The sequence below is a fragment of the Devosia sp. genome (genome assembly GCF_017307495.1).
In the GTDB taxonomy this organism is placed as follows: domain Bacteria; phylum Pseudomonadota; class Alphaproteobacteria; order Rhizobiales; family Devosiaceae; genus Devosia_A.
In genome coordinates this window covers 194,977-205,458 of record NZ_JAFKHE010000018.1, presented here as the reverse complement: position 1 = coordinate 205,458, position 10,482 = coordinate 194,977, and the positions used below count along the sequence as shown (strand labels likewise).

General features: G+C 66.7%; 11 protein-coding genes. 7 read left to right on the top strand and 4 right to left on the bottom strand.

The window, feature by feature from the left end:
• Window positions 1-199: 199 nt before the first annotated feature.
• Window positions 200-592: a cytochrome c family protein gene (locus J0I99_RS11625; protein ID WP_291397753.1), complete on the bottom strand. Its 393-nt coding sequence runs from the start codon at window positions 590-592 to the stop codon at window positions 200-202.
• Between the two features lie 143 nt (window positions 593-735).
• Complete coding sequence (locus tag J0I99_RS11620; protein WP_291397751.1) at window positions 736-2,268, bottom strand: HAMP domain-containing sensor histidine kinase; 1,533 nt, start codon at window positions 2,266-2,268, stop codon at window positions 736-738.
• 155 nt (window positions 2,269-2,423) lie between these two features.
• Between J0I99_RS11620 and J0I99_RS11615 the strand changes: the two genes are divergently transcribed.
• The 5 genes from J0I99_RS11615 (at window position 2,424) to J0I99_RS11595 (ending at window position 7,084) form a co-directional block, all read left to right on the top strand.
• On the top strand, window positions 2,424-3,050 hold the full coding sequence (locus J0I99_RS11615) for a thermonuclease family protein (RefSeq protein WP_291397749.1): 627 nt from the start codon (window positions 2,424-2,426) through the stop codon (window positions 3,048-3,050).
• Between the two features lie 110 nt (window positions 3,051-3,160).
• The gene (locus J0I99_RS11610; protein WP_291394017.1) at window positions 3,161-3,640 is read left to right on the top strand and encodes an Lrp/AsnC family transcriptional regulator; all 480 of its coding nucleotides are present in this window, start codon (window positions 3,161-3,163) and stop codon (window positions 3,638-3,640) included.
• A complete protein-coding gene (locus tag J0I99_RS11605; RefSeq protein ID WP_291397747.1) occupies window positions 3,640-4,524 on the top strand; it encodes a prolyl oligopeptidase family serine peptidase in 885 nt (294 codons plus the stop codon). Before J0I99_RS11610 ends, J0I99_RS11605 begins: the two co-directional genes overlap by 1 nt.
• Before the next feature lie 131 nt (window positions 4,525-4,655).
• Window positions 4,656-6,302, top strand: a complete 1,647-nt coding sequence (locus J0I99_RS11600) for a GMC family oxidoreductase (protein ID WP_291397745.1) — start codon at window positions 4,656-4,658, stop codon at window positions 6,300-6,302.
• Window positions 6,303-6,313: 11 nt separating this feature from the next.
• On the top strand, window positions 6,314-7,084 hold the full coding sequence (locus J0I99_RS11595; protein WP_291397744.1) for an SDR family NAD(P)-dependent oxidoreductase: 771 nt from the start codon (window positions 6,314-6,316) through the stop codon (window positions 7,082-7,084).
• A gap of 111 nt (window positions 7,085-7,195) precedes the next feature.
• Here J0I99_RS11595 and moaA read toward each other — a convergent pair whose 3' ends face one another.
• Both moaA and J0I99_RS11585 read right to left on the bottom strand, forming a co-directional pair.
• Window positions 7,196-8,236: a GTP 3',8-cyclase MoaA gene (gene moaA / locus J0I99_RS11590; RefSeq protein WP_291392574.1), complete on the bottom strand. Its 1,041-nt coding sequence runs from the start codon at window positions 8,234-8,236 to the stop codon at window positions 7,196-7,198.
• A gap of 80 nt (window positions 8,237-8,316) precedes the next feature.
• Window positions 8,317-8,910, bottom strand: a complete 594-nt coding sequence (locus tag J0I99_RS11585) for a L,D-transpeptidase (RefSeq protein ID WP_291392576.1) — start codon at window positions 8,908-8,910, stop codon at window positions 8,317-8,319.
• 240 nt (window positions 8,911-9,150) lie between these two features.
• On the opposite strand from J0I99_RS11585, the gene rpiA reads away from it, so the two are divergent.
• Together rpiA and J0I99_RS11575 are read left to right on the top strand one after the other, a co-directional pair.
• On the top strand, window positions 9,151-9,843 hold the full coding sequence (rpiA, locus tag J0I99_RS11580; RefSeq protein WP_291397742.1) for a ribose-5-phosphate isomerase RpiA: 693 nt from the start codon (window positions 9,151-9,153) through the stop codon (window positions 9,841-9,843).
• Between the two features lie 55 nt (window positions 9,844-9,898).
• Window positions 9,899-10,420, top strand: a complete 522-nt coding sequence (locus J0I99_RS11575; protein ID WP_291397741.1) for a DUF2059 domain-containing protein — start codon at window positions 9,899-9,901, stop codon at window positions 10,418-10,420.
• Window positions 10,421-10,482 lie beyond the last annotated feature (62 nt).

The window sequence follows — 10,482 nt, the reverse complement described above, 5'->3', positions numbered from 1 at the left end:
CCCATTGCGAAGGGACTTATGGCGCACGGCACCGCGAAGCGATGCAGGAACCGCAGTCACCCCAGATGCAACGGCTTGCACCTGGCCCCCAACCCTCCCCGCGATGCCCCGTCGGCACCTCGCATCGAAGAGGTGAGCCGAATCTACATCACGCCGGAAGCAGGGGGATAAGTCGGGTGCGCCGCCACAGCCATGGGCACTAATGGGCCTGAGGTGACGAGAAGGTCGCGAGATAGGCGATGACGTTGGCGACATCCTCGGGGTTGCGATAACCCGTGAAGGACATGTTCGAGCCATTCACCACGCTTCGCGGCTTGGCGATGAACTTGGTGAGCGTCTCGATGTCCCAAACGACGCCAGCCTGTCCGGCCTCCAGCATTCCGTCTGAGTACTGGAAACCCTCGAGCGAAGCTGCGGGCCGGCCGATAAGGTTGGTGAGGTCAGGGCCGTTCTTGGCGGCTTCTCCACCTATCGAATGGCAGGTGCCGCATCTCTCGGAAAACTTCTGCCGCCCCAGGACTGCGTCGCCGTCAGCCAAGGACACACCGGCGCTCAACATGAGTCCGGCAACTGCAATCGCCAGTCGAACCATCTAACGACCTCCCCGATTAGCCTCGCGACAGAAATCAGGTCCCGGATCGTCGATCCATCTGGAGAGAGTATACAGCTGAATGGCAAGGGCACCAATCTGGTGTTATGCACGGAGTAGCCCCCCGGACACCGGGGCGATGGCTCTCACCCCGCCTCGGAATAGATCCGCAGCCGCGGCTGCTTCTCCACCACCGGGGCCAGGGCGTCCATCACCCGGGCTCGCGGGAACGTCGCTATCACCTCGGTACCGAACCGAAGCTTCGAGAACAGGTCGAAGCGGCCCTGGTGCAGCTCCATGATGCGCTGGACGATGGGCAGGCCGAGGCCGGCGCCCTGTTCGGCCGATTTGTGCGCCAGCGAACCCTGGCCGAAGGACGAGAGCACCGTCTCGATCTCACTCTCGGGGATGCCGGGGCCGTTGTCGCGCACGCTGATCAGCTGGCCGCCGTCGCCCGAGCGCGTCACCATCAGGTGCACCTTGCCCGATTGCGGAGTGAACTTGATGGCGTTGGAGAGCAGGTTCAGCACCACCTGCCGGATGGCGCGCTCATCTCCCCACAGCTTGGGCAGGTTGTTGCCGTAGCTCGAGGTCAGCTCGATGCCCTTGGCCTTGGCCCGAATCTCGACCATGCGGCGGCAATCCTCGGCGATGTCGATCAGCGATACCGCCTCTTCGTTGAGCTCGTACTTGCCCGCCTCGATGCGGCTCAGGTCGAGCAGTTCGTTGATCAGGTTCAAGAGGTGCTGGCCGGAGCTGTGGATGTCTCCCGCATATTCCTTGTACTGGGGCACCGCGTGCGGGCCGAGCAGCTCGGAGTGCAGCACTTCGGAGAACCCGATGATGGCGTTGAGCGGCGTGCGCAGCTCGTGGCTCATGGTGGCGAGGAACTGCGACTTGGCGATATTGGCCTGTTCGGCGTGCCGCCGCGCCTCGTCGCTCATCTCGCGCGCTTCCTCGAGTTCGTTGATCAGCGCGTCCTTCTCGAACTGGTGCTCGATGGTTTCGAGTTCGGAAGCATGCAGCTGGCGCGCGAGATAGACGAAGAAGATCTCCCCGCCCACCACCACCGCCGCCAGCGCCCAGTTGAGTGAACTGCCCGACAGCAGCAGGCTCAGTGCCACCGCGGCGGTGGCCGGCAGGGTGGAGGCGAGCGTTGCGGCGGGCAGCGTCCGCGTCAGCATCGCGTTGGCGGCTACTCCGATCAGCACCATGGCGAACATGGCGACGAACAGTTCGCCGCGCTCGGCCGGCAGCAACGGGAACAGCGACAGCAGCGACCAGCAGATGCCGTTGACCGCCTCGGCGGCGACGAAGCTCGCCGTCCAGCGCGCCGCGTTGAACCGGGTTGGCGGCTCGGCCTTGAAGCGGCGGCAGAGCAACACGACGACGAGGTTGGCGACAATGACCAGCGCCGCCCAGCCCGCCGCGGCAATCGGCGAGACCCACAGGCTCGCCAGCAGCGCCAGGATCAGCACCACCGCCGGCACGGCGAGCAAGCCGCTGAGCCGCGAGTTCACGTATTCGTCGATGAGCTCGAAATCGTAGGAGGCGCGCGTGCCGGAGCTGGACGTGAGCCGCTGGCGCGCGTCGTCGACCGCGCGCTGCGAGGTACGGCTTTGCCCGCGCCCCATCTGGGCGCGCACGTCTTCCCCGTGCTTGGCGGGCCTGAACGGCATTACTCGCGTACTCGACAACACAACACGAGCAGGAAACGCGCTCGTTACGCTTGAGCAAAAAACCTACGCGGCGCATGGTTAAGTTTGGGTGAAACGGGGGATCGCCATTGTCGAACACCGGCGGCCCGCGCCGTAGTCCGCGGGTAAGCGAAGCCATGCCCGCATGGGCTACCGGACGCCGCAATTACCGGCCCCGGCGCAGCCGCATCCGCTGGCAGACCTGGCTCGTCGTGCTCATGCTCGCAGTCGGACTCGGCCTCTACGCCGCGCTGCCCGAGGCCCCCCTCGAGCTGGGCGGCAGGCCGCTGGTCGGTCCGGTCGAGCATGTCGCGGACGGCGACACCATCGAGATTGCCGGCCAGCGCATCCGCCTCGCCGGTCTCGACGCGCCGGAGCGGGACCAGACCTGCGCCATGGCCGACGGGACCCCGTGGTCCTGCGGTCGTATCGCCGCCGATCGGATGCGGGAGCTCACGCGCGGGGCTACGCTGTCCTGCCGGGGCGAGGACCATGACAGGTACGGACGCCTGCTCGCCACCTGCAGCGACGGCGGCATCGACATCGCGGAAGCCCTGGTACGGGACGGTCTGGCCGTCGCTTCGGGTCGCTATCTCGCCGCCCAGGCGGTGGCGAGGGGCGCGAGGCGCGGCATCTGGCAGGGCGATTTCGACCGCCCGGCCGACTGGCGCGCCAGGAAGGCGTCGGGCGACGCCGAGGCGGCTGGAAACCCGAGCCGCTTCGAGCGCTTCGTCGCATGGCTGCTGGGACTGTTCGCGAATTGACAGGCGGAACGGATTTTGCGTCTTATGGCCGTATTGGCTGGACATGATTGCGTCGTTCGGCAGATTTTTCTATAGACGCGCAATCTGATTTCACGGGGGCTGTCATAGCTTTGGACAAGATCGATCGCAAAATCCTGGCGCTCCTGCAGAAGGATGCGACCACTCCCGTTGCCGAAATCGGCCGCAAGGTCGGGCTTTCGACCACGCCGTGCTGGCGCCGCATCCAGAAGATGGAGGAGGACGGGATCATCAAGGGGCGCGTCGCCGTGCTCGATCCCACCAAGATCAATGCCGGCGTCACCGTGTTCGTCTCGATTCGAACCAACGAGCACAACGAAGCCTGGATGCGGAAATTCGCCGCCGTGGTCGACGACTTCAACGAGGTCGTCGAGTTCTACCGGATGAGCGGCGAGGTGGACTACCTGTTGCGCGTGGTGGTGCCCGACATTGCAGCCTACGATGCCTTCTACAAGAAGCTTATCGGCAAGATCGCGCTCACCGACGTCAGTTCGTCCTTCGCCATGGGTCAGATCAAGTACACGACGGCGCTGCCGCTCGAGTTCGCCATCGTCAGCGACGACGACAAGTAATGGCCATCACCCGGCAGAGACTGCGCCAGCTGGTCGGCCTCAGCGAGGAGCCGATCACCCTGCGCGCCGCGCATCTTGAGCAGCGTGGCGACTATCTGGTCGAGCACCTCACGCTCACCATCGGCGAGACCGAGGTGCGCGGCATCCTCACGCGCCCGCTCGAAGCGCGCGGCAGGTTGCCCGCCATCCTCTATGGTCACTCGCATGGCGGCGCCTACGGCATCGGCGCCGACGAACTGCTCGACGGGCGCGAGTACCTGCTCGATCCGCTCGGGCCGATCTTCGCCCGCGCCGGCTACGTGACGCTGTGCATCGACATGCCGGTGTTCGGCAAGCGCGCCACCGTGTCGGAAGGCTACGCCGCCAAGGCGCTGCTCTGGTACGGCAAGGGCCTGTTCGGCCAGATGCTCTGCGACCACGCCGCCGCGCTCACCTACCTTGCCGCGCGCGCCGATGTCGATCCGTCGCGCATCGGCGCCTTCGGCATCTCCATGGGCTGCACGCTGAGCTACTGGCTGGCCGCCATGGACGAGCGCATCGCTGCCGTGGCGCACCTGTGCTGCTTTGCAGACCTCCGCACCATGATCGAGCAGGGCGCCCACGACGGCCACGGCATCTACCTCGTGGTGCCGGGCCTGCTCAACGAGGCCGATGCCGGCGCCATTGGTGCACTGGTCGCGCCGCGTCCGCAGCTGATCTGCATCGGCGAGGCCGACGCGCTCACGCCGCCGCTGGCGGTCGAGCGGGCCTTTGCGGAGGCGAGCGCCGCCTATGCCCAGGCGCCCGAGCGGCTCCGGCTGGTCTCCGAGCCGGGCGTCGGCCATCGCGAGACCCGGCGCATGCGGGAGGCGATGCTCGCCTTCTTTGCCGAGCACCTGGGGTAAGGCCGACCGGACAGGCGCGTTCCGGGCCGGAGGCGCCTCCCCCGCATTTGTCTTGCACCGGGCCCGCTCGGCAATGCACCATCGATCCGTCCGGCCGAGGCAACGGCCGGCAGCTCTGGAGGGGGCGATCGATGCGGGAGGAGTTCGATCACATCGTGATCGGCGGCGGAGCGTCCGGCTGCGTGGCGGCGGCGCGGCTGGTGACGGATGGCGATCGCCGCGTGCTGCTGCTCGAGGCGGGCTACTCGCACCACCATCCGCTGCTCGACATGCCGCCGGGGATCTTCAAGCTGATCAACGGCTCCAAGTACATGACCTATCACCACACCGAGCCGCAGCAGCATCTGCACGGCCGCGTGCACGATATCCCGCAGGGTAACGTGCTCGGCGGCGGCACCTCGGTGAACGCCCAGGTCTACATGCGCGGCCGCCCTTCCGACTATGACGAGTGGGACGCGATCCTGCGCGGCAGCAATGACGGCGCCAGCTGGGACTGGGCCACCGTGCTGCAGCACTTCCGGCGCATCGAGGGCAACAACCGCATTGCCAACGAGTTGCATGGCAGCGACGGCCCGCTGCTCGTCTCCGATCCCGGCCACATCGACGATGTGTCGCGCTGGTTCGTGCAGAGCGTGCAACTGCTGGGCGAGCCGCTCACAAACGATTTCAACGGGGTCACCCAGCGGGGCGTCGGCTTCTACCAGTTCATGAACCGCAAGGGGAAGCGCTCGAGCGCCGCCTACGCCTATGTCGAGCCGTTAAAGGACGACCCGCGCCTGACGGTTCGCCTGCGAGCCGCCGTGCAGCGGATCGAGATCGAGCAGGGCAGGGCGGTCGGCGTCACCTACAAGGATGCCTCCGGCGCCCAGCACACCGTCTATTCAAGGGGCGATATCGTGCTCAGTGCCGGCGCGCTGGTCACCCCCAAGCTGCTGATGCTCTCCGGCCTCGGTCCGTCCGACCACCTTCGCCACCACGGCATCAAGGCCATCGCCGACCTGCCGGGCGTCGGCCGCAACCTCATCGACCACCCCGAGGTGCCGGTCATCTCCGTCGCCAACGGCCCCTATGGCTACTACCGCCAGGGCGTCGGCTGGCGCATGCTCAGGAACGGGCTCAACTTCAAGCTGTTCGGCAACGGCCCGATCCTGTCGGCCGGCTTCGAGGCGGGCGCCTTCATCAACCCGATCGACCGCGACGCCCCGCCATCGATCCAGGCCTTCTGCGTGCCGATCGTCTATCTGGACCGCGACCTGCTCAAGGTCTTCGACGACACCTACGGGGTCACCATCACCACCGTGCTGGTCAAGCCGAAGTCGCGCGGCTTCGTCGAGCTTCGCTCGGGCGATCCCCGGGACCTGCCGCGCGTTTCACCCCATCTTCTGGCCGATCCGGAAGACATGAGGATCATGGTCGCCGGCCAGCGCTTCTTCCGCGAGGTTCTGATGTCGGGCCCGCTCGGCAAGCGCATCGAAAAGGTCATCGCCCCCGACGATCCCAACCCCAGCGACGAGCAAATGGCCGAGCACTGCCGCCGCTTCGTCAAGACCAACTACCACCCCGCCAGCACCGCGCGGATGGGCGCCGACGGCGACCCGATGGCCGTGCTCGACGCCCGCATGCGCGTCCGCGGCATCGACAATCTCAGGGTTTCCGACATGTCGGCGGTGCCCAACATCAATGCCGGCAACACCACCGCCCCCGCCATGATGCTGGGCGATCGCTGCGCCGATTTCATCCTCGGGCTCGATCGGCCCGGGGTCGCGACAGTTCATTGAGGGAGGAAAGCGTGACGGTCTTCGATCTGTTCCGACTGGACGGCAAGGCAGCGCTGGTGACCGGCGCCACGCGCGGCATCGGGCTGGGCATCGTCGAGGCCCTGGCCGAGGCCGGCGCGCACGTCATCCTCTCCTCCAAGGTCCCCAAGCCCGAGGTCCTGGCGCGGTTCCGCGAGGCCGGCCACAAGGTCGACTACATTCAGGGCGACGTGCAGGACCCGGCCGTGCCGGCCCGTCTCGTCGAGGCGGCGGTGGATATCGGTGGCGGCCGGCTCGACATCCTCGTCAACAATGCCGGCGTCGCCAAGCACGGCGAGACGCACGATTTCGCCGAGGGCGACTACCGGCGCCTCATGGACATCAACCTGGACAGCGTCTTCCGCGCCTGCCAGGCCGCGCTCGGCCCGATGCGCCGGCAGAAGAGCGGGGTCATCCTCAACATCGGCTCGATTTCCGGCCTCGTCTCCAACATCCCGCAGCCGCAGGCGGCCTACAATGCATCCAAGGCGGCGGTGCACATGCTGACCCGGAGCCTCGCCTCCGACTACGCCGACGAGGGTATCCGCGCCAACGCCATCGCGCCCGGCTACATCGCCACCGACATGACCAGTGGGGGCCTCGCCGATCCCGTCTGGGGGCCGGTCTGGCGCGACATGACCCCGATGAAGCGCGCCGGATCGCCGATGGATATCGGCGCGGCGGCGCTTTACCTGTGCTCGCCCGCGTCGGCCTACGTAACCGGCGAAGTGCTGGTGGTGGATGGCGGATATACGGTCCGGTAGGGCAGGCGTCGCCTCCCTCCCCCGTGAGGGGAGGGATCGAGGGAGGGGGTAGTGAGGTGATCATCGATGGACCCCCACCCCCAGCCCCTCCCCTCACGGGGGAGGGGGGCCTTACCCCCCCGTCACGCTCATGTGCCGGCTTAGCGCCGGCGCGGCATGATCCCGGTCGAGTACGAAGTCGTGCCCCTTGGGCTTGAGCAGCATCGCCCGGTCCAGCGCCGCGTCGAGCGCCTCCGGTCCGCCCTCGCGGATGGCAGCGCGCAGGTCGACCATGTCGTCCTGCCCCAGGCACATGTAGAGCTGCCCCGTCGCCGTCAGCCGCACGCGGTTGCAGCTCTCGCAGAAATTGTGGCTCATCGGGGTGATGAAGCCGATCAACCCACCGGTCTCGGCCACATGGTCGTAGCGCGCCGGCCCGCCGGTGCGGTGGCCGGTCGGCTCGAGCGTGTACTTCGCCTTGAGCCGCTCCCGCATCTCGCGCAGCGGCAGGTAGGTGTCGACCCGGTCGATGCCGACCTCGCCGAGCGGCATGCCCTCGATCAGCGTCAACCCGAAGCCGCGGCCGTGCGCCCAATGCAGCATCGGCTCGATCTCGTCTTCGTTGACGCCGCGCATGGCGACCATGTTGATCTTGATCTTGAGCCCGGCCTCGTCGGCCGCATCGATCCCGTCCAGCACGTCGGCGATCCGCCCGCGCCGGGTGATTTCGGCGAAGCGCTTCTCGTCGAGCGTATCGAGCGACACGTTGAGCCGCTTCACCCCGGACCGCCTGAGGCGCTCGGCATGGCGCCTGAGCTGGCTGCCGTTGGTGGTGAGCGTCACCTCCTCGAGGCCATGTCCAAGATGGCCGCCGATCTTCTCGACCAGCTCCATGATGTCACGCCGGACCAGCGGCTCGCCGCCGGTCAGCCGCACCTTGCGGACTCCGCGCGCCACGAAGGCGGTGACGATCTGGTCGACCTCTTCAAAGCTCAGCACGTCCTTCCGGGGCAGGAAGGTCATCTGCTCGCTCATGCAATAGACGCAGCGGAAGTCGCAGCGATCCGTCACCGAGACGCGAAGATAGGTGATCTGCCGGCCGTAGCGGTCGATCAGCGGCCGGTGCTCGCCACTGGGCGCAATATCGGGCTGGGAGAGGAGCGTCACGGACATGTCTTCTCTTACCGCCATGCCGGCCAATACAAAAGGGCCGGTCGCGAGGACCGGCCCTGCAAACGTGGGTGACGTCGCCGTTACTGGCGCACGACCACCAGCGCGCCGACCTTCACGCGCTCGTAGAGATCGGTGATGTCTTCGTTGGTCAGCCGGATGCAGCCCGATGATACGGCCTGCCCGATGGTCCAGGGCTCCGACGTGCCGTGGATGCGATACAGCGTCGAGCCGATATAGAGGGCACGGGCGCCGAGCGGATTGTCCGGGCCGCCGGGCATGTAGGCCGGCAGGTCCGGCACGCGCTTGCGCATCTGCGCCGGCGGCGTCCAGCCCGGCCACTCGGCCACGCGCGTGATCTTGTGCTGGCCCGACCAGCGGAAGCCGTCACGGCCGACGCCGATGCCGTACCGCATGGCCTTGCCGTCCTCGAGCACGAGATACAACCGGCGTTCGGACGTCTCGACGACAATCGTGCCGGGCTTGAGCGTGGTCTCGTAGTCGACGATGGTCCGCGCAATCGGGCTGCCGCGCTTGTTGCGCGCCTTTACGGTGCCGGCATCTTCCCAGGTGTTGGTGTCGGCATTGTAGACCCGGGCCGCAGTGGCCGGGCCGATCAGGGACAGCGTAAGGATCGCGGACAGGACGCCGGCGACCGCAATTCTTCTCTTCGACATGTTCTTCAAAACTGTGCCTCTTGACGAATATGGCGGCCTGCATGCGCCACTCGTGCCGTTGTTGATAAAGCGTTCCTCTACGCCCCGCAAAGGACGGATGCCACGATTCGGACAAACTGCTAACAATGGCGCCACATTGTGTTGCGGGGATGCGACATTTCCATTCACCTCTGCGTGAATAGGAGCAATTGACACGCCGCTCCGGCTCCCCTAGTGCGCCCGGAAACAGGGGAGGGTGCAATGAGCGACGATCCGAAATGGCTGGCAGCCAAGGCCGCGATGGTCGAGGTGCAGAGCGGCATGCGGCTGGGGCTCGGCACCGGCTCCACTGCGAAGCACTTCGTCGACCTCGTGGGCTCGGCAGTCGCCGGTGGTCTTGACGTGATCTGCGTGCCTACCTCTGAAAAGACCGCCGAGCAGGCCCGCAGCCTCGGCATCCGGCTCACCGACCTCGAGACGACCCCGGAGCTGGACCTCACCGTCGACGGCGCCGACGAACTCGGTCCCGGCCTGGCGCTCATCAAGGGCGGCGGCGGGGCGCTGCTGCGCGAGAAGATCGTCGCCGCGGCCTCGAGGCGGATGGTGGTGATCGCCGACGCCAGCAAGCGGGTAGAGACCCTCGGACGGTTCCCGCTCCCGGTCGAGGTGAACCACTTCGGCATCGGCGCGACTTCAGCGGCGATCGTCCGGCTGATGCGCGAGTTCGGCGCCGAGGGCGAGCTCAGGCGGCGCCTGAAGGCGGACGGTACGCCTTTCGTGACCGATGGCGGGCACGCCATCCTCGATGCTTTTTTTGGCCGTATTCCTCGGCCAGAAGCTGTGGCGAAAGCTCTGGCCGACATCCCCGGAGTCGTGGAGCACGGGCTCTTCATCGGCCTGTGCAAGCGGGCCTACGTGGCCGGCGCCGCGGGTGTCGACGTTCTGGACGGCTGACGGCTGCTCGGATAGGGCTAGTTCGGGGTTCAACACCATGATGGGCAATAAGCTGATGACGTCCACTTCCAAGCGCGCGCCGTTCGTCGCTGCGCTCCTTTCGCTGATCCTTTCCGCCTTCGTGGCGCTGCCGGCGCTGAGCCAGGATGCGGCGGAGATCTCGCCCGAGGCGCTGGCGCTGGCGCGCAAGTATGTCGACCTCACCGACACCGGCGGTCTCTACGAGGCCACCATCGTCCAGGCCGGCATCCGCACCTACAAGCAGTTGCTGCCGCAAAATCCCGAGATCGCCGAGCCGCTGAACAAGGCGATCGAGGCGGTGATCTCCACCTACAAGGGCCGCAAGGGCGAGCTGTTCGACCAGTTCGCGCGCGTCTACGCCTCGTCCTTCACCCTGGAAGAGTTGCAGCAGATCGTCGACTTCTACTCCTCGCCCACCGGCCAAAAGCTCGCCAAGTCGAACGCCACCACCAGCGGCACCCTCAACCGCATCATGGATGTGTTCACCTCGAACCTGAACACCGAGTTCTTCGCCGCCGTGCGCGCCGAGCTCAAGTCCAAGGGTATCGACACCTGACATCCTGGTGCCTATCTGAGGAAGGCCCCGTCACCGCGCGGGGCCTCTTTGTTTTGGGGAGT

What these genes read in the sequence shown, in the direction of transcription:
- J0I99_RS11625 (WP_291397753.1), bottom strand. Translation starts at nt 592, where the DNA reads ATGGTTCGACTGGCGATTGCAGTTGCCGGACTCATGTTGAGCGCCGGT.
- J0I99_RS11620 (WP_291397751.1), bottom strand. Translation starts at nt 2,268, where the DNA reads ATGCCGTTCAGGCCCGCCAAGCACGGGGAAGACGTGCGCGCCCAGATG.
- J0I99_RS11615 (WP_291397749.1), top strand. Translation starts at nt 2,424, where the DNA reads ATGCCCGCATGGGCTACCGGACGCCGCAATTACCGGCCCCGGCGCAGC.
- J0I99_RS11605 (WP_291397747.1), top strand. Translation starts at nt 3,640, where the DNA reads ATGGCCATCACCCGGCAGAGACTGCGCCAGCTGGTCGGCCTCAGCGAG.
- J0I99_RS11600 (WP_291397745.1), top strand. Translation starts at nt 4,656, where the DNA reads ATGCGGGAGGAGTTCGATCACATCGTGATCGGCGGCGGAGCGTCCGGC.
- moaA (WP_291392574.1), bottom strand. Translation starts at nt 8,236, where the DNA reads ATGTCCGTGACGCTCCTCTCCCAGCCCGATATTGCGCCCAGTGGCGAG.
- J0I99_RS11585 (WP_291392576.1), bottom strand. Translation starts at nt 8,910, where the DNA reads ATGTCGAAGAGAAGAATTGCGGTCGCCGGCGTCCTGTCCGCGATCCTT.
- rpiA (WP_291397742.1), top strand. Translation starts at nt 9,151, where the DNA reads ATGAGCGACGATCCGAAATGGCTGGCAGCCAAGGCCGCGATGGTCGAG.
- J0I99_RS11575 (WP_291397741.1), top strand. Translation starts at nt 9,899, where the DNA reads ATGACGTCCACTTCCAAGCGCGCGCCGTTCGTCGCTGCGCTCCTTTCG.